At 36.1% G+C, this 17,454-nt stretch carries 19 protein-coding genes and 2 pseudogenes; 18 read left to right on the forward strand and 3 right to left on the reverse strand.

Going from position 1 to position 17,454, the window contains the following annotated elements; translation table 11 throughout:
• Nucleotides 1–365 precede the first annotated feature (365 nt).
• On the forward strand, nucleotides 366–1,448 hold the full coding sequence (locus A9C19_RS06995; protein WP_233499248.1) for a CAP domain-containing protein: 1,083 nt from the start codon (nucleotides 366–368) through the stop codon (nucleotides 1,446–1,448).
• A gap of 42 nt (nucleotides 1,449–1,490) precedes the next feature.
• Here A9C19_RS06995 and A9C19_RS07000 read toward each other — a convergent pair whose 3' ends face one another.
• Nucleotides 1,491–1,952, reverse strand: coding sequence for a BsuPI-related putative proteinase inhibitor (locus A9C19_RS07000; RefSeq protein WP_072579276.1), 462 nt, complete (start codon nucleotides 1,950–1,952; stop codon nucleotides 1,491–1,493).
• A gap of 339 nt (nucleotides 1,953–2,291) precedes the next feature.
• Between A9C19_RS07000 and urtA the strand changes: the two genes are divergently transcribed.
• The 14 genes and pseudogenes from urtA (at nucleotide 2,292) to tnpA (ending at nucleotide 13,291) form a co-directional block, all read left to right on the forward strand.
• Entirely contained in the window at nucleotides 2,292–3,533 is a 1,242-nt protein-coding gene (urtA, locus tag A9C19_RS07005; protein ID WP_072579277.1) for an urea ABC transporter substrate-binding protein, read from the forward strand.
• A gap of 186 nt (nucleotides 3,534–3,719) precedes the next feature.
• Nucleotides 3,720–4,622 (forward strand): urea ABC transporter permease subunit UrtB, encoded by a 903-nt coding sequence (urtB, locus tag A9C19_RS07010; RefSeq protein ID WP_072579278.1) that lies wholly within the window; start codon nucleotides 3,720–3,722, stop codon nucleotides 4,620–4,622.
• 16 nt (nucleotides 4,623–4,638) lie between these two features.
• The gene (gene urtC, locus A9C19_RS07015) at nucleotides 4,639–5,709 is read left to right on the forward strand and encodes an urea ABC transporter permease subunit UrtC (RefSeq protein ID WP_420835821.1); all 1,071 of its coding nucleotides are present in this window, start codon (nucleotides 4,639–4,641) and stop codon (nucleotides 5,707–5,709) included.
• Nucleotides 5,684–6,427, forward strand: coding sequence for an urea ABC transporter ATP-binding protein UrtD (gene urtD / locus A9C19_RS07020; protein ID WP_072579280.1), 744 nt, complete (start codon nucleotides 5,684–5,686; stop codon nucleotides 6,425–6,427). The genes urtC and urtD overlap by 26 nt, the downstream gene beginning before the upstream one ends.
• Nucleotide 6,428: 1 nt before the next feature.
• Entirely contained in the window at nucleotides 6,429–7,130 is a 702-nt protein-coding gene (gene urtE / locus A9C19_RS07025) for an urea ABC transporter ATP-binding subunit UrtE (RefSeq protein WP_072579281.1), read from the forward strand.
• Nucleotides 7,131–7,144: 14 nt separating this feature from the next.
• Nucleotides 7,145–7,447, forward strand: a complete 303-nt coding sequence (locus A9C19_RS07030) for an urease subunit gamma (RefSeq protein ID WP_072579282.1) — start codon at nucleotides 7,145–7,147, stop codon at nucleotides 7,445–7,447.
• A gap of 15 nt (nucleotides 7,448–7,462) precedes the next feature.
• On the forward strand, nucleotides 7,463–7,780 hold the full coding sequence (locus A9C19_RS07035) for an urease subunit beta (RefSeq protein ID WP_072579283.1): 318 nt from the start codon (nucleotides 7,463–7,465) through the stop codon (nucleotides 7,778–7,780).
• A gap of 4 nt (nucleotides 7,781–7,784) precedes the next feature.
• On the forward strand, nucleotides 7,785–9,491 hold the full coding sequence (ureC, locus tag A9C19_RS07040) for an urease subunit alpha (protein ID WP_072579284.1): 1,707 nt from the start codon (nucleotides 7,785–7,787) through the stop codon (nucleotides 9,489–9,491).
• A gap of 10 nt (nucleotides 9,492–9,501) precedes the next feature.
• Entirely contained in the window at nucleotides 9,502–9,951 is a 450-nt protein-coding gene (locus A9C19_RS07045) for an urease accessory protein UreE (protein ID WP_072579285.1), read from the forward strand.
• Nucleotides 9,941–10,633 (forward strand): urease accessory protein UreF, encoded by a 693-nt coding sequence (locus A9C19_RS07050; RefSeq protein WP_072579286.1) that lies wholly within the window; start codon nucleotides 9,941–9,943, stop codon nucleotides 10,631–10,633. The genes A9C19_RS07045 and A9C19_RS07050 overlap by 11 nt, the downstream gene beginning before the upstream one ends.
• Before the next feature lie 25 nt (nucleotides 10,634–10,658).
• Complete coding sequence (gene ureG, locus A9C19_RS07055) at nucleotides 10,659–11,276, forward strand: urease accessory protein UreG (protein ID WP_072579287.1); 618 nt, start codon at nucleotides 10,659–10,661, stop codon at nucleotides 11,274–11,276.
• 3 nt (nucleotides 11,277–11,279) lie between these two features.
• Entirely contained in the window at nucleotides 11,280–12,092 is an 813-nt protein-coding gene (locus A9C19_RS07060) for an urease accessory protein UreD (RefSeq protein ID WP_072579288.1), read from the forward strand.
• A gap of 96 nt (nucleotides 12,093–12,188) precedes the next feature.
• A complete protein-coding gene (locus A9C19_RS07065) occupies nucleotides 12,189–12,656 on the forward strand; it encodes a chemotaxis protein CheW (protein ID WP_072579289.1) in 468 nt (155 codons plus the stop codon).
• Nucleotides 12,657–12,809: 153 nt separating this feature from the next.
• Nucleotides 12,810–13,291: pseudogene (gene tnpA / locus A9C19_RS07070) on the forward strand (IS200/IS605 family transposase).
• Between the two features lie 149 nt (nucleotides 13,292–13,440).
• Here the strand turns inward: tnpA and A9C19_RS07075 are convergent.
• Nucleotides 13,441–13,764 carry a hypothetical protein gene (locus A9C19_RS07075; protein ID WP_072579290.1) on the reverse strand — a complete coding sequence of 108 codons (324 nt, stop codon included), beginning with the start codon at nucleotides 13,762–13,764 and terminating at the stop codon, nucleotides 13,441–13,443.
• Nucleotides 13,765–13,979: 215 nt separating this feature from the next.
• Between A9C19_RS07075 and A9C19_RS07080 the strand changes: the two genes are divergently transcribed.
• Together A9C19_RS07080 and A9C19_RS07085 are read left to right on the forward strand one after the other, a co-directional pair.
• Nucleotides 13,980–14,570 carry a matrixin family metalloprotease gene (locus A9C19_RS07080; protein WP_072579291.1) on the forward strand — a complete coding sequence of 197 codons (591 nt, stop codon included), beginning with the start codon at nucleotides 13,980–13,982 and terminating at the stop codon, nucleotides 14,568–14,570.
• Nucleotides 14,571–14,584: 14 nt separating this feature from the next.
• Nucleotides 14,585–15,142, forward strand: coding sequence for a hypothetical protein (locus A9C19_RS07085; protein WP_072579292.1), 558 nt, complete (start codon nucleotides 14,585–14,587; stop codon nucleotides 15,140–15,142).
• A gap of 124 nt (nucleotides 15,143–15,266) precedes the next feature.
• On the opposite strand, the pseudogene A9C19_RS07090 reads toward A9C19_RS07085, so the two are convergent.
• Nucleotides 15,267–15,662 (reverse strand): annotated as a pseudogene (locus A9C19_RS07090) (transposase); the annotation flags it as partial.
• Nucleotides 15,663–16,076: 414 nt separating this feature from the next.
• Between A9C19_RS07090 and A9C19_RS07095 the strand changes: the two are divergent.
• The gene (locus A9C19_RS07095) at nucleotides 16,077–17,315 is read left to right on the forward strand and encodes a DNA polymerase IV (protein WP_476727068.1); all 1,239 of its coding nucleotides are present in this window, start codon (nucleotides 16,077–16,079) and stop codon (nucleotides 17,313–17,315) included.
• Nucleotides 17,316–17,454: the final 139 nt, after the last annotated feature.

The raw sequence follows: 17,454 nt of genomic DNA on the forward strand, positions 1-17,454 counted from the left end.
ATGCGTTTTTGTTCTTACATAGTGGACTTTTTTATGTAGCGTCGGACAAAAATATTTGTACTAAAGTAATCATCCGCCTGATAAGAGCTTATAAATACATGGCTTACGAGGAAAATTTAGATCGAATGCCAAGCTACATATTCATTACCTCCCTCTTATATCGAGTTCATCTTTCCCTCCTTTCATTATCTCTATTGAATCTTTAACATGATACGAACGAAGAGAGCTATCAAGCATCCAATTAAGTAAAAAAACATCTTTATAAGTGTATGTAACCCAATTAATAAGATTTTTACCAACTATAGTTTTGAGGAAATTAAGAAGAATAAGAAGGTAAGGCAGAAAATTAAAAGGAGGAGTTTCGTTTGATAAAGAAGAAATTAGGTCTTTTAGCTACAAGTGCTTTCATTATTGGACTTGTTGGATGTAATAATAATGATGAAGCGTTCGAAGGTGATGAACGTATTGGCACTGTTAATGTATCAGATAACACAGATAACATGAATGATATGGGAAATCGTAGTTATGGTCCATTTGCACGTCAAATTACGACAAGAAATGAAAATGTTCCAAACGTCTATAATGGTGATCGTTATCATGATATAGCAGATAATGATTTTGACTTTGATTTCGTACCGGATCGGAAGATGAATGATGATGATTTTCTTGGTATGACAATCTCAAGCTCAAAAACAAATATAGATAGCAACGATTATCCGCATACAAAGGCTATTGCTGTTCAGGAAGCAAAATATAAATATATTACGGCGAATTCAAAAGAAGAGGCAAAACAACAGGCACAGCAATATATCGAACAACAAAAACAACAAGGTATGGAAAAAGCAAACCAGTTGGTGCAACAATATCAAAACTCAAGAACACAAAATCAACAAAATAACCAAGTAAATAAAGAGGAACGTCAAGCTCAAATTCAACAAGAGAAAGCAAATGAGCAACAAGCACCAAGACAAGAAGAGGTAGAGAAACAACCAGCGAAAAATGAACAAGCGCAAGCACCAAATCAACAAGCTGAAAATCAACAAAAAGAAGCAAAACAGCCTGCGCAGAATATGAGTCAAGCCGTGCAACAGGTAATTGATCTTACGAATGCAGAAAGAAGAAAAAATGGGCTACCGGAATTGACAGGAGATACTCAGTTAAATGGAGTTGCTCAGAAGAAATCAGAGGATATGAGACAAAATAATTACTTTTCACATACGAGTCCAACCTATGGATCACCTTTTGACATGATGCGTGATTTTGGTGTGTCGTATAAAACAGCAGGCGAAAATATTGCACAAGGCCAACAGACTCCTGCAGCTGTAGTGCAAGCCTGGATGAATAGTGAAGGACACCGTAAGAATATTTTAAGTAAAGATTTTACTCATATTGGAGTCGGCTATGACAAGAATGGTCATCATTGGACTCAGATGTTCATTGGTAAGTAAAGGTGGATTGTAAAGAAAAGAGCCCATGTCGGGCTTTTTTCTTTACAATTCAAATTCAATTGATGTTTTAAATTTTTCTCCCTCTTTTGGTGTCATCCATACGCTCAATACATAGTCTCCTGAATCAAGACTCAATTCATTTAAATTAATTTTATGCACATAGCTTTCTCCTTGTTTAATTTCTTCACTTCCAAGTGCCGTCAGGAATGTTGCTGTACTAGAAAATAAGTATATCTCTTTGCCAGCCTTAGTGGACACAGAGTAGTCTATCCTTTGTGAACTAGTGAATTCCAGATTGACAACCTTTTCAGTGTCATTTTTCACTGAATAAGTAAATTGTAATGGGTTTTCTTCTACTAGTGTTGCTTTCATTTCTCCAGCTACAATCCCTCCCTGTGAAGAATTGGAATCATGTTGATTTTCTGTGTTGCTGTCTTCCTTCGTCGTTCCGCAGCCACCTAATATGACGACCGTTACACTAATTAAAATAAATAATTTTTTCATCGTAATTCTCCTTTTAGCTTTTATTATGATTAGTCGAGTAAACGTTTCTTTTCGTTACAATAAAATAGGAAGTTAATTCAATAGGTTTTACATGTTAGTAAAACTCACAATAAAAGAAGTAACAATATTAAATGAACTGAGCAGTATTCTTTTTGTTCCGAATGTTGCTCGATCATTACACGTTAATGTTAACGTTTACATAATAAAATATTTAAAAAATTTAAAAAACTCGTTGTTTCTCTCTGTAATTTCTGTATAATGTGAATTATAAAGTTGATGTTATGTTTTGTGACAAGTAAAGTCAGCTTTTTGAACATTAATAAGGAGGGGTATGCAAATATGGTAAAAAAAGGGCTCATGTTATTTGTTTTTTCGATTTTGTTTTTAGCATCCTGCGCACAAACAAGTAATCCAACGACAAATGAAGGGGAAGCGTCAGAATCCACTTCAGGTGAAAACAGTGAAACAGTGCAAGTTGGAATTTTACATTCTTTAAGTGGAACTATGGCAATTAGTGAAGTGTCGTTACGTGATGCAGAACTTATGGCAATTGAAGAGATTAATGCTGCTGGAGGTGTATTAGGTAAACAGATTAAACCTATTATCGAGGATGGAGCCTCTGATTGGCCAACATTTGCAGAAAAAGCCAGGAAACTATTACAAAAGGATCAAGTAGCAACAATCTTTGGTGGCTGGACATCTGCTAGTCGTAAAGCCATGCTTCCAGTTGTTGAACAAAATAACGGTTTATTATGGTATCCCGTGCAGTATGAAGGGATGGAAGAATCACCAAATATTTTTTATACAGGAGCAACTACTAATCAACAAATTGTACCAGCGGTGGATTGGTTGATTGAGAATAAAGGAGACCATATTTTCTTAGTTGGCTCTGACTATGTTTTTCCGAGAACAGCAAATAAAATTATTAATGCTCAACTCGAGTCAGAAGGCGGAAAAGTTGTTGCAGAAGAGTATACACCTCTAGGACACACAGACTACAACACAATTATCAACAAGATAAAATCCACGAAACCAGATGCAATCTTTAATACATTGAATGGAGATAGTAATGTGGCATTTTTTAAACAATTAAAGGATGCTGGTATATCTGCAGATGATATTCCTGTTCTATCAGTGAGTGTAGCTGAGGAAGAAATAAGAGGAATAGGCACGAATGTATTAGAAGGTCATTATGCAGCATGGAACTACTTCCAAACTACAGACACTCCAGAGAATAAAACGTTCGTTGAAAACTACAAATCCAAATATGGGGAAGACCGAGTAACGGGAGATCCAATTGAAGCTGCCTACATTGCTGTTTACTTATGGAAGGAAGCTGTGGAGAAGGCAGGCTCCTTTGAAGTTGCTAAAGTAAAAGAGGCATCAGATGGAATCGAGTATCAGGCACCAGGGGGGTTAGTGAAAATTGATGGAGAAACTCAGCACATCTATAAAACGGTTCGAATTGGAGAGGTGCAATCCGATGGTCAATTTAATGAAGTATGGAATTCAGGTGAACAGGTGAAACCAGATCCTTACTTAAAATCTTACGATTGGGCCTCTGATCTTAGTAGTGAATAAGTAGAAAAGAAGGGTTGATAGTAGGTCAAACTGAGCTGACCTACTATCATCTTAGATTGGATCCTGCGACTTCTTATGTAACGTAGACGAAAATCGTCGTATCCTTATTTAGCTTAGCTTTCCATAGATAGTAATTTAATCCTTGATTAAAAAACTAAAATAGTACGCCTAGAGGGGGGAGAGTTCGTGTCAATTTTAATTTCACAATTATTTAATGGGGTTAGTTTAGGCTCTATCCTTTTATTAATCGCACTGGGGTTAGCGATTACGTTTGGTTTAATGAATATCATTAACATGGCACATGGAGAGTTTATTATGATTGGTGCTTACACTACGTATGTTCTTCAGCAAGTATTCATTCAATATCTTCCATCAACTTTATTTGACTTATATTTTCTATTAGCAATACCCTTTTCTTTTCTAGTTGCTGCTTTGTTTGGGCTACTGATGGAAAAGACGGTCGTGAGGTTTTTATACGAAAGACCTCTTGATAGTCTACTGGCCACTTGGGGAGTTAGTTTAATATTGCAACAACTTGCTCGATTAGTATTTGGAGCGCCTAATGTTGCAGTGGTGTCCCCTTCATGGTTAGAAGGTGGCTTATCAATTGCAGGTATTACATTTCCTTACAAGAGATTGTTTATTATAGCGTTAGTTGTGATGTGCCTTGGCTTTTTGTTTTTCTATTTATATAAAACATCTACAGGTAGAAAGATGAAGGCTGTTACGCTTAATCGAGACATGGCTGCTTGTTTAGGTGTATCCACAAGAAAGGTTGACAGTACAGCATTTGCACTGGGGAGTGGTTTTGCTGGAATCGCAGGCTCCTCTTTAACATTGATCGGTTCGATTGGGCCGACTCTTGGGACCACCTATATCGTCGATGCTTTTATGATCGTTATTCTAGGTGGTATTGGAAAACTAAAAGGAACAGTGCTGGCAGCTTTATTATTAGGTATTATGAGTACATTTGTAGAACTTTCAACAGGTGCAACTTATGCCAAAGTCGTTGTATTTGCATTTATTATTCTCTTCTTACAATGGAAGCCTACGGGATTGGTCAGTTTAAAGGCTCGTGCGTTAGATTAATGGAGGTGTAGAAATGATAAAAAAGTATTCCCAAGGAACTTACTATGGGTTGTTCTTTGTGCTATTAATAGTTGCACCATTTTTTTTATCAGATTTTAGAATGGGTCTTCTCGCTAAATTTTTATGTTTTGCAATGATTGCAGTAGGTATTAGTCTTATTTGGGGTTATACAGGAATCTTGAGTCTTGGTCACGGAGTATTTTTCGGTTTGGGTGCTTATTGTATGGCGATGTATTTAAAGCTTGAAGCGTCCCCGAATGGTATACCTGACTTTATGGAATGGAATGGTATATCGGAATTGCCATTTATTTGGACAGTATTTCAAAATCCAATAATTGCACTATTGGCGGTCATTTTTGTGCCATTTGGTCTTGCTTGGATTATCGGCTATTTTACTTTTAAAAATAGAATTAAAGGAGTGTTCTTTTCATTAATCTCTCAGGCTGTCGTAGTTGTAGCGGTGACTCTGTTTATTGGGAGTCAGCATATAACGGGGGGAACAAGTGGTTTGACTAACTTTTTCACTATATTTCAGGTTCCTTTAGCAGATTCGGGGACAAAGCAATTTCTTTATTATCTTACTGTTCTTTTATTAGCTGCGATCATGTTTTTTTCATTATTAATCACAAAAACACGTTTTGGACGGTTGTTGATAGCTATTCGTGATGGGGAAAACAGACTTCGCTTTCTAGGGTATAATCCAGCGATCTTTAAAGTGTTTGTTTATTCATTAAGTGCTGCGTTTGCAGGGGTAGCTGGTGCATTATTCGTCCTACAAGTTGGAATCATTACCCCAGAAATGATGGGGATCATTCCATCAATAGAAATGGTCCTTTGGGTAGCGATTGGAGGTCGTCACTCCATTTTAGGTGCTGCGATGGGAGCGATCTTAACGAATAGCGCAAAAAGCTTTTTAAGCGAGTCATACCCAGAAATCTGGACCATATTCTTAGGTGCCTTATTTTTAATCGTTGTTCTGTATCTTCCTGATGGGTTGGCTGGCTTCGTGGAAAAAATTAAAAATCGTTTCTCTCCAAAAGTAAAGGAAGGGGGAGATCAACATGAAGCCAATACTCTCGTGTCATAATGTTGTAGTAGATTTTTCAGGATTTAAAGCATTACAAGGTGTGAATCTAGATATAACCAGCAAAGAGGTTCTTTTTTTAATAGGACCTAACGGGGCGGGGAAAACAACCTTGCTTGATGTGATTTGTGGAAAAACGAAATCCTTTGAAGGAGATATTACCTTTGAAGATCGACTGAATTTGACGAAGCTTACGGAAAAAAGAATTGTGGAAGAAGGGATTGCGAGAAAGTTTCAATCACCATCTATTTTCTTGAAGTTAACACCATATGAAAATTTAGAAATTGCAATGAAACAAAAGAAAACATTATTATCGATTTTTTTTGCAAAGATGAACAAGTCGGAGGCTAAAAAAATAGAAGATATCTTAAAAAAAATTGGCTTATATGAAGAGAGAAATAAAATTTCGGGGTCTTTATCTCATGGTCAAAAGCAATGGCTCGAAATCGGAATGCAATTGATTCAAGAACCATCATTGCTTTTATTAGATGAGCCAATTGCAGGTATGTCAGGGGAAGAGAGAACAAAAACTGGAGAGTTGATCCATGAAATTGCAAAAAACTGTACCGTGTTAGTTGTAGAACATGACATGGAATTTGTTAGAAAGTACTCTACGAAAGTAGTTGTTATGCATGAAGGGAAGGTTCTTTGCCAAGGAGGTATGAGTGAGATTCAAGAGAATGAGGAAGTGAAAAACGTGTATCTTGGAAGGAGTCGTTAACATGTTTACTGTGTCAAATTTACAAGCTGGATATGATGAAACCGTCATATTACGCAATGTAAGTTTTGAAATTCCAAAAGGAAAAATTGTTGGGTTTTTGGGTAGAAATGGGGTTGGGAAAACAACATTGCTAAAGGTACTAATGGGCTTATTACCGGCATGGGATGGTGAAGTTACGTTTAAAAATCAGTCCTTAAAGAAAGAAAAGCCAGAGGAACGTGCCCGAGAAGGCATAGCATATGTACCGCAGGGGAGGGAGATCTTCTCTGACCTTACAGTGAAAGAGAATCTCTTGATAGGGTTGGAGGCATTGCCTAAGTCATCGCAGCCTAAAAGTATTCCTGAAGAAATTTTTACTTGGTTTCCGGTTTTAGAAGAAATGATTCATCGGCGTGGAGGAGATTTAAGTGGTGGACAACAACAACAATTAGCTATTGCGCGGGCGTTAATCTCAAATCCGACATTATTACTTCTAGATGAACCAATGGAAGGAATTCAGCCTTCTATCGTACAACTTATTCAGGAAGTCCTTGTTCACATTTCAAAGAAAAAAGAGATGTCGATTATTTTGGTTGAGCATAATTTAGATGCCGTTTTACACTGTGCAGATTCCTTTTATATTCTAGATCAAGGAAGAATGGTCATGAATGGACAATGTGCTGAAGTGAATGAAGATGAACTATATAAGCATTTAGCTGTTTAAGGAGAGATATTTAGATGAAGCTTACATCACGTGAACAAGAAAAGTTAATGATTGTTGTAGCGGCTGACTTAGCCAGGAGAAGACAAGAACGAGGCTTAAAATTAAACTACCCAGAATCTATTGCCATATTAACGTATGAAGTAATGGAAGGAGCTAGAGATGGTAAATCTGTTTCTCAATTAATGCAATTTGGGAAAACCATTTTAACGCGTGAAGATGTAATGGAAGGTGTCCCAGAAATGATTCATGATATTCAGGTAGAAGCAACTTTTCCAGACGGGACAAAACTAGTAACGGTGCATGAGCCAATTCAATAATTGGGGGTGGATGAATTGATACCAGGACAATATAAGCTACAGAATAAGTCAATTATTTGTAATGAAAACAAGCAAGTGAAAAAGTTGCTCGTTACCAATATAGGAGATCGACCAATACAGGTCGGTTCCCATTTCCATTTTTTCGAAGTGAATCGTGCCCTACAGTTTGAACGAGACCTTGGAGTTGGGATGAGATTGAATATACCAGCTGGGACTGCTGTGCGTTTTGAACCAGGAGATCAAAAGAAAGTGGAATTAATCCCTTTTTCTGGAGAAAGGAAGATATTTGGACTAAACAACCTTACGAACGATGCGCTAGATAAAGGAGTGTAAAAAGATGAGTTTTTCAATGACTAGGCTTCAATATGCCGATATGTTTGGACCGACTACCGGTGATCAAGTACGGTTAGGTGACACGGACTTATTTATTGAAGTGGAAAAGGATTTTACAACCTATGGAGATGAAGTGAAATTTGGTGGAGGGAAAGTAATTCGTGATGGAATGGGGCAACATCCATTAGCAAAACGAGAGGATGTTGTAGATTTAGTTATTACGAATGCGCTTATTGTAGATTATACAGGTATTTATAAGGCGGATATTGGCATTAAGGAAGGGATAATTACCTCAATTGGCAAAGCCGGGAATCCTTTTATCATGGATGACGTAGATATTGTCATTGGTGCAGCAACTGAAGTAATTGCTGCAGAAGGTATGTTAGTTACTGCTGGAGGGATAGACGCTCACATTCATTTTATATGTCCTCAACAAATTCAAACAGCTATAGAATCGGGTGTAACCACAATGATAGGTGGGGGGACTGGGCCGGCGACAGGGACAAAAGCGACAACATGTACTCCTGGGAAATGGAATATTCAAAATATGTTAAAAGCAGCAGAAGAATTTCCTGTGAATATAGGATTTCTTGGGAAAGGGAACTCTTCAAATGAAGAGGCCTTGATTGAACAAATTGAAGCTGGTGCAGTAGGACTAAAATTACATGAAGACTGGGGCACAACAACAGCTAATATTGATAAAGCCTTAAGTGTTGCAGACCAGTATGATATTCAAATAGCGATTCACAGTGATACGCTCAATGAAGGCGGATTTGTTGAAGATACACTACATGCTATTAATGGTCGTGTCATCCATACGTATCATACAGAAGGTGCTGGAGGTGGGCATGCTCCGGATATTATCAAGGCGGCTTCCTACTCTAATATATTACCTTCATCAACAAACCCAACAAGACCATATACGGTTAATACAGTAGCAGAGCATCTAGATATGTTAATGGTGTGTCATCATCTTGATCCATCTATCCCAGAGGATTTAGCGTTTGCAGATTCGCGAATACGCAAAGAAACAATTGCAGCAGAAGATATTCTTCATGATCTTGGGGTTTTTAGTATGATCAGCTCTGATTCTCAAGCTATGGGTAGAGTGGGTGAGGTCATCTCTAGGACATGGCAGACAGCTGATAAAATGAAACGTCAGCGTGGTCCGCTAATAGCTGATGAGACAAATGATAATGCACGTGCGAAAAGATATATTGCGAAATATACAATCAATCCAGCTATTACACACGGAATCTCAGATTACGTAGGTTCAATTGAAGTAGGGAAATTAGCTGATATTGTCCTGTGGGATCCTGCATTCTTTGGAGTAAAGCCAGAGTTAATCTTAAAAGGTGGAATGATTTCATGGAGTGTAATGGGGGATCCTAATGCTTCGATTCCTACACCTCAGCCAGCTCTTTACCGACCGATGTTTGCAAGTTTTGGTCTTGCGAAATATCAAACTTCTTACACGTTCCTTTCAAAAGCTGGATTCGAAGGAAAAGTACATGAGGAATTAGGTCTTAAAAAGCGTATTGGCGTGGTTAAAAATATTAGACAACTAACAAAAAAAGACATGAAGTTAAATGGAGAGACACCTGAAATTGAAGTGGATCCTCAAACGTATGAAGTAAAAGTAGATGGTGATCTAATAACGTGTGAACCAGATGAAAAGGTTTCTCTAGCACAACGATATTTTTTATTTTGAGGTGAAGAAAATGATAATTGAAAAAGTAGTTGGGAATGTCAAAACGCAAGAAAAACAACCACATCATGTAGAACGAGTTTACTTAAGAAGTGATGATTTGCTGAAAAAAATTCAACGAGTAAAGACAGATCATGGAAACGAATTAGGTATTAGATTGAGAGATGCTAAGGAATTAATGGATGGAGATATCTTATTTCAGAACGAAAAAAACGCAATAATCATTAGTGTCATTGAGGATGATGTTATTGTGATAAAGCCAAAAAGTATCAATCAAATGGGAGACATTGCACATCAATTGGGAAATCGTCATCTTCCAGCTCAATTTAATGGAGATGAGATGATTGTTCAATATGACTATCTAGTAGAAAAATTACTAGAAGAGGAAGGGGTTTTATTTGAAAGGGTAAAGAGGAAGATGGAGAAGGCCTTTAAGCACATTGGTCATTCACATGGCGAATAAACAAGCATTATTTCACCTGCTTCAAATATGTGATTCGAACTTTCCATCTGGAGCCTTTTCTCATTCATTCGGATTAGAAACCTATATTCAGGAAAATAAATTAACGAATAAACAAGAGTTTTACCATGCATTAACACAATATCTTTCTTTACAGTTTATCTACACGGATGGACTAGCTTGTAAAATGGTCTATGAAGCAATCAAATCAAGGAACATTCAAAAGGTATGGGAGATTGATCAAGAACTTTATGCTTTATCCTTAGCGAAAGAAACAAGAGAAGGAAATCGTCGGATAGGGCGCCAATTAGTAAAAGTAATGAATGAATTATATGAAATACACGCCCTAAAAGACTATCAAAATAAAATTAAAAGAAAAGAGGCTTTTGGTCATAGCGCCATTGTTTTTGCAATGGTTAGTCAGCATCTTCAATTAGATGTCAGAACGGCCTTAGAAACATATTTATTTGCAACGACTTCATCACTTGTTCAAAATGCAGTTCGAGGGATCCCATTAGGACAGACGGATGGTCAGAGGGTTCTGATTGATAGCCAACCTTTTTTAACCGAGCTTGTAGATAAAACATTACTTCTTGATGAAGCAGATTTTGGTGCCAGCTCAATTGGTCTTGAAATCGCTCAAATGATTCATGAACAGTTACCTGTTAGGTTATTTATGTCTTAAAAAAGAGTAGGAAGGATTGATAAGTATGAAAGAACCAATACGAATTGGTATCGGAGGCCCTGTTGGAGCAGGTAAAACATTATTAGTTGATAAATTAACACGTGTGTTAATGAAAGAGTTAGAGGTTGCAGTTATTACAAATGATATTTATACAAAAGAAGATGCGCAGTTTCTAATGAAGAATGGGGCTCTACCAGAAGACCGTATAATCGGTGTAGAAACAGGTGGGTGCCCTCATACAGCTATAAGAGAAGATGCATCAATGAATTTTGATGCTATAGATGAACTTATTGAACGACATCCAAATTTAGATCTCATATTTGTTGAGAGTGGAGGGGATAACTTAGCAGCGACATTTAGTCCTGAATTGGTAGACTTTTCGATCTATATTATTGATGTGGCACAAGGTGAAAAGATTCCAAGAAAAGGAGGTCAAGGAATGATTAAATCTGATCTTTTTATTATTAATAAGACAGATCTTGCTCCTTATGTTGGTGCGAATTTAGAAGTAATGAGAAAGGATACCCTAGCTTCACGTGGGGATCGACCTTTTTTCTTTACAAATTTAAAAAGTGGTTCGGGTGTAAATGATGTTGTGGAGTGGATTCGAAGGGAAGCTTTCTTAGTTGGTTTGGAGGCGTAACACATGGTGTATACTGGCTACCTTGCACTCGAGGTAGGGAAAAAGCGTGAAAGATCCTTCATAAGTAGCAGTTTTTTTGATGGTGTTTTCAAAATAACAAGACCTACCTATTTAGTAGAAGACCTACCTCTTTTAACGATGATACATGTTGGAGGAGGCTATATTGATGGAGATACGTACAGAACAGAGATAACGATGAAGAATCGTGCAAAGTTAGCATTGACAACTCAGGCTTCTACGAAAGTATATAAGTCTATGGAAAAAGGTGTTTCTCAGGAAAATGAATTTCATTTAGGGGAAAAGTGTGAACTATACTTAAAACAAGATCCCCTCATTTTATATAAAAATGCACGATTTATGCAAGACACTACCGTCCATTTAACAGATTCATCAGTCTTTTATTTTACGGATATTATTTCACCAGGGTGGTCTCCGGATGGCTTACCTTTCCAATATGAAAGATTACAATCAAAGATGAAAATCTACGTAAATGAGTCTTTACAAATAATAGATCATCTATTATTAGAGCCTTCTAAAAAGATAGATGGAATCATGCAGCTAGAAGGATACAGTCATATTGGAAGCTTAATCTACATTCATGAAAAGATAGAAGAAAAGATGATACAAGAGTTATATGAATTACTGATAAGGAAGAAAAAGATTCGAGTTGGAATCAGCTTATTGCCAATTAAAGGTTTGACGATAAGGGTGTTAGCATCTAATTCATATGAAATTGAAGGAGCATTTAATGAGGTTGAATCATTCATTTTTCAGCATCTTTATGATAAGGAACCGATTCATTGGAGAAAGAGTTAATCTTGCAAATCGATAATGACTTCCAAAACTTATTTTTTCATAGTATGATAGTCTTAGATACATGAGCATTAATGCAATGTCCGGAAGGAGATTACTATGGAGTTAACAAAAGTTGTTGTCTTTCAAGCAGGTACCGAAGAATATGGAATACCTATAGATCATGTGATTTCAATTGAAAGATTAGAAGAAATTAATAATATCCCAAATATGCCCGATTATATGAAGGGTGTTGTAAAGGTAAGAGGAGAGCTAATTCCTGTTCTTGATACAAATAAGATCCTTTATCGTACAGATAGCGACCTCTCTCAACATTCGACAAAGTTAATCGTAATACAGTCCGATTCTTTATCAGCAGCACTTATAGTGAAAGATGCGAAGGAAATTCTTGATATATCAGCCGATGAGTTGAAATCAATAGCAGTAGGCGCATTTCAAGCGACAAAATATTTTTCAGCAGTAGCAAGTCTACCAGACAGACTTATTACGATTATTGACCCTAACCTCTTATTGAACAGTCTTGAAGGTATAGCCATGATAAAAGAAGAAATTGTAAGTCACCATTAATAAAATTAATGGTGACTTTTTTTATCAAAAAGAAAACCCTAGGCTAGGCCTAGGGTTCTAAAAAGCTTCTAGCGTGGTATTAAAAAAACTCCCCCGAGGTGCTAAAATATTTTTGGTTCTCCAACCAAAATATAAGCATACGGAGGAGTTTAAATGTCAAAAGACACTAATAGTTTAGCACACACAACCTGGATTTGTAAGTATCACATTGTGTTTGCACCTAAGTATAGAAGACAAGTAATTTATGTGAAAATCAAAAGGACATTGGGGAAATACTACGTATTCTATACGAGAGAAAAGGTGATGAAATTACTGAAGCAACAGCTTGTAAGGATCACGTACATATGTTAGTGAGCATACCACCAAAAATAAGTGTATCCCAGTTTGTAGGATATTTAAAAGGGAAAAGCAGCTTGATGATATTTGATCGCCATGCAAACTTAAAATATAGATACGGGAATCGAAAATTTTGGTGTACAGGATATTATGTGGATACAGTTGGAAGAAACAAGAAAGTAATAGAAGAATATATACGTAATCAAATACAAGATGATATAGTCGCAGAGCAATTAAGTATGATGGAATACATTGATCCATTTAGAGGTGAAGAGGTAAAGAAAAAGAAAAGGAAATAGGTAGTAGGCCTTTGAGGTCTGACCAGTAAAAGTAGTACAACTGGCGAACCATTCAGTAGCCCTTTAGGGTTTGGTCAGTAACAAAGGCTTTCAGTCGCAGAGCAAACCACCCGTTCTCACGGGTGGTTTTGACTTGTATGGCCATAAAATTAATCTGCAGAAATTTCGGTTGCTGTAATATCACCTTCAACCTTATCTATTGCCTTGTCACCTTCAATTGATATTTGTACGCTTTGCCCAACTTTCAGATCAGAGATCTTTTTAACATCACCTGAAAAGGAGGTGTTTTCTGTAACTAAAATTGTATATGCTGGATAGGTTGCAGTTGGGTCTCCTTTTCCTCCTCCGACAACAATACTTGTTGTGTCTACAATTTCTAAAACATTACCTTGAAAATCAAATTCTTCATTATTTCCACAACCTGAAATGATAAAAATGCTTAAAATTGTGAAAAGAATAGCGATCTTCTTCATGGTGAACCCCCCCTAAAGGAAAATAAAAACATAAATTACTATAATTACAAAAATAGATAATACAAGTTAATAATAGTTTAATTAACAGATAATAACAATAAGGAAAAAATATATTTTCTATATTCACACTATTCTAAATTAATAATATATTTAGCTAGAAATATACAGAAAATGTTTATTTCTTACAAAAAACAACAAAAAAGGATGTGTCAGAATTGGTTGGTAAAAGAAAAAGATTCATAGTTTTATTATGTGCTTTATTATTCTCGATTTCATTTTTCATTTCTTACAGTGTACAAGCAAGGTCGCTCGGTTACAAATGGTCTCCTGTTGTAACGTCAGTTAAATTTGATTGTTTATTCAATACTACATGGACGAATGCTACTAAAGCAGGAATGACTGCGTGGAACTCAGTAAGTAGTGATAAACCAATGAGTTGTACTTCTAATGGGAGTAGTAGTAACAACGATATATCAGCTACCCTTAAAAGTGATAACTACATTGCTAAAATGTTTCCATCTACTTCTTATAGCACTGTATACGGAAATGTATTTAACAGTGCAGATATAGTTTTTAATACTAAACATAGTTTTGCAGTTGGCCAAGTTTCAGGCAAATATGATATACAAAGTGTTGCAACCCACGAATTAGGACATGCTTTAGGGATTGCACATTGTCATGATGATCCAAATTCGCACGTGTCAGGTGATACTAGTTATACTATGTACAATTATTCTTATACGAATTCAATAGCTCCAAGAACTTTAACAACCTATGATAAAAATGCAAAACTGTCACTTTATTAAGAGGAGAAGATAAAATGAAACTATTATCAATCGCTTTATGCGCAGCATTATCAATAGGCTCTGGTGTTACATTATCCAATGTATTAATGAATGGTGATGAGCATGAACATGAGCAACATGTAACTAAAAATCAAATAGATGCACAAGCTATTTATCCTCAATATACATTAGAGGAGCTAGTAAATACTGCAGATATTATTGTGTATGGCAAAGTAAAAACTAAAGACAAACCTAAAAAGAATAAATTCACCATTGGTAGTGATGAAAAGGCTGAAATTGTTGAAGAAGTAAAAACTGGAGTTCAAATTCAAGTGAAAAAATCTATAAAAAATGACCAAGACTTAAAAGTAATAAATTATATAGAAGATGGCGGAGAAATTGATGGTATTACGTACATGCCTGAAGAAGGATTGTTAGAAAAAGGGGAAGAAGTAATTATTTTCGTAAATAAAGAGGGGTATGCATGGGGTCCTCAGAGTGTAATTAGAGTCAATAATGGCAAAGTGGATGTTGAAGGAGTCGAAAGAGATAAAGATGAATTTATAGAGGAATTAAAGTCGTATATCAAATAATAACCGAAGTAAATTTAAGATCTTACAAGTGAAATGCTTAAGGAAACCATAATTTGGAGTCCTAAAGCATTTCGTAAATACTTATTTTTCTGTTAATTATTTAAAAACCATGACTTCACTTTAGAAAAAGTGCCTTTTGCTTAGTAGAGATGTGGATTTTTAAGCGTGTAGCAATCTTAGGCAATGTATATCCTTCTACCATCATTTGAAAATACTTCTCCCACTTACCAAGATAACGGGTACCTGCAATTGGAGTATTTGAAAGGTCGTTAAATGACTTTCCGCAGTCACGACAAAGATATCTTTGCCTCTCTCTGTACTTGCCATTTGGCTTCACCTTCACACTTCCGCAATGAATGCAACCTAACCCCTCTTTAAAACGGATTTCTCTAATGGTTGTGTATGCATCTTTCATATCAGCATCTGCATTATGAATAAAGTCTTCTTTTAACAGGTTGAATAGTTGAATTTGCTCGTCTTTAGTCAAGTCCGAAAACGTCGCATAGATGTCTTTAATCATTGAGAAACCGCCTCCTGAAAGAGTATTTTACCACCTCTTATAAGGATGGTTAAAATAGCAACAATCTATGCGAAAAGAGCCTTTTTTTTACAGATAAGAATGTTTTGGGACATATGTAGTACAGCCAATGATGAACCTTAAGTATCAGGTGAACATTTAAATGAAGATCTATCCTCATTGTTTGTCTTTTGGGAAACATTATTGATTTCTCTCGAAGTTCCTTTCATTAGGACATATGTTAAGAATAGAGCCTACTAACAGCGGAATTGTATTTTCTTATCTATAAGAGGCAATATAGACTGTAGGTATGTGTAACATTGACTGAGCGATACTTATCATAGCGGTAATATAAGTTCCAATTTGTTAAGAACAAGTAAACTTATGGTAAAATAGAAGAAACATTAATGAGTGGTGATTGACTTGGATTCAGCTACTAGAAGAGTTATTTTGCATGTAGATATGAATAGTTTTTATGCTTCTGTTGAAATAGCATATGATCCATCACTTAAAGGTAAACCTGTAGCAATTGCTGGTAACGTGGAGGAACGTAAAGGAATTATAGTGACTTGTAGCTATGAGGCTAGAGCAAAAGGGGTAAAAGCAACAATGCCCTTATGGGAAGCGAGAAAGCTTTGCCCGGATCTTATTGTTAAGAAGCCTAATTTTGATCGGTACCGTTCAGCTTCTATGGCTATGTTTACGATTTTAAGAGAATATACGGATAAAGTAGAACCTGTCTCAATTGATGAAGGGTATGTGGATCTTAGTGAATTTTCAGGAACAAAGCCCTTATTGATTGCAAAATCAATTCAAAATCGGCTACTAGAAGAACTTTTACTCCCATGTAGTATAGGGGTTGCTCCAAATAAATTTTTAGCTAAAATGGCTTCTGATATGAAAAAACCTTTAGGAATATCCATATTACGTAAGCGAGATCTTCCAGAAAAGCTTTGGCCTTTGCCTGCAAACGAAATGCACGGTATTGGTGAAAAAACAGCAGAGAAATTAAGATCCATCCAAATTAATACGATTTATGATGTTGCGCATGCTGACACGATTCAATTAAAAAATCTCTTAGGTATAAATGGAGCTCGTTTGAAAGAACGAGCAAATGGTATAGATGATCGGAAGGTTGATCCCGATGCAATTTACGACTTTAAAAGTATCGGAAACTCATCTACTCTATCTAAGAACACAACAAATGAAGCTGAAATTCAAGAGGTTTTACGGAAATTAGCAAAATCAGTTTCTGTTCGAATGAAGAGGAAAGAGGTAGTAGCATCTAAATTTTTTGTTACAATTCGTTATGGGAATTTAAAAACGATTACTAGAAGCAAAAAAGTAGAGAACCCTATTAATAAGGAGGACGATATCCTTTTTGTTGCTAGTCACCTTTTTTTTAGTCATTGGGATGGGGAGCCAATTCGATTGCTGGGTATTACGGGGCAGGACCTCGTAGAAAAAAGTGAGGCCGTTAAGCAATTGGACCTGTTTTCATTTGAGAATGATGCAAAGGACGAACCATTAGTAGAATTAATGAATAAACTAAACGGGAAGTATGGTAGTCAAGTTATTAAAAAAGGCGTAAAAGCGAACAAAAAAGAAAGTTCAACAGTAGGTACTAGTTTTAATAAAGATTTTTTAAGAGAGTAAACGCTTTCTTGAGCTAACTTACTTGAAATGTGTCCAATGAATGTGGTATTTTCAAAGTTGTAGTTATAATAAATAATTCGAATTGTGTGTCAATTTCGGAAGTATCGGAAAACTATGAGTTTTTTTCATTAGTTTTACA

Origin of the sequence: Bacillus weihaiensis (genome assembly GCF_001889165.1) — a bacterium.
Lineage (GTDB): Bacteria > Bacillota > Bacilli > Bacillales > Bacillaceae > Metabacillus > Metabacillus weihaiensis.

Bases quoted from the DNA above. Each gene is read 5' to 3' on its own strand.
- ureC (WP_072579284.1), top strand. From the start codon at position 7,785: ATGAGTTTTTCAATGACTAGGCTTCAATATGCCGATATGTTTGGACCG.
- urtD (WP_072579280.1), top strand. From the start codon at position 5,684: ATGAAGCCAATACTCTCGTGTCATAATGTTGTAGTAGATTTTTCAGGA.
- urtE (WP_072579281.1), top strand. From the start codon at position 6,429: ATGTTTACTGTGTCAAATTTACAAGCTGGATATGATGAAACCGTCATA.
- A9C19_RS07050 (WP_072579286.1), top strand. From the start codon at position 9,941: ATGGCGAATAAACAAGCATTATTTCACCTGCTTCAAATATGTGATTCG.
- A9C19_RS07075 (WP_072579290.1), bottom strand. From the start codon at position 13,764: ATGAAGAAGATCGCTATTCTTTTCACAATTTTAAGCATTTTTATCATT.
- A9C19_RS07045 (WP_072579285.1), top strand. From the start codon at position 9,502: ATGATAATTGAAAAAGTAGTTGGGAATGTCAAAACGCAAGAAAAACAA.
- A9C19_RS07065 (WP_072579289.1), top strand. From the start codon at position 12,189: ATGGAGTTAACAAAAGTTGTTGTCTTTCAAGCAGGTACCGAAGAATAT.
- urtA (WP_072579277.1), top strand. From the start codon at position 2,292: ATGGTAAAAAAAGGGCTCATGTTATTTGTTTTTTCGATTTTGTTTTTA.
- A9C19_RS07030 (WP_072579282.1), top strand. From the start codon at position 7,145: ATGAAGCTTACATCACGTGAACAAGAAAAGTTAATGATTGTTGTAGCG.
- A9C19_RS07085 (WP_072579292.1), top strand. From the start codon at position 14,585: ATGAAACTATTATCAATCGCTTTATGCGCAGCATTATCAATAGGCTCT.
- ureG (WP_072579287.1), top strand. From the start codon at position 10,659: ATGAAAGAACCAATACGAATTGGTATCGGAGGCCCTGTTGGAGCAGGT.
- A9C19_RS07060 (WP_072579288.1), top strand. From the start codon at position 11,280: ATGGTGTATACTGGCTACCTTGCACTCGAGGTAGGGAAAAAGCGTGAA.
- A9C19_RS07000 (WP_072579276.1), bottom strand. From the start codon at position 1,952: ATGAAAAAATTATTTATTTTAATTAGTGTAACGGTCGTCATATTAGGT.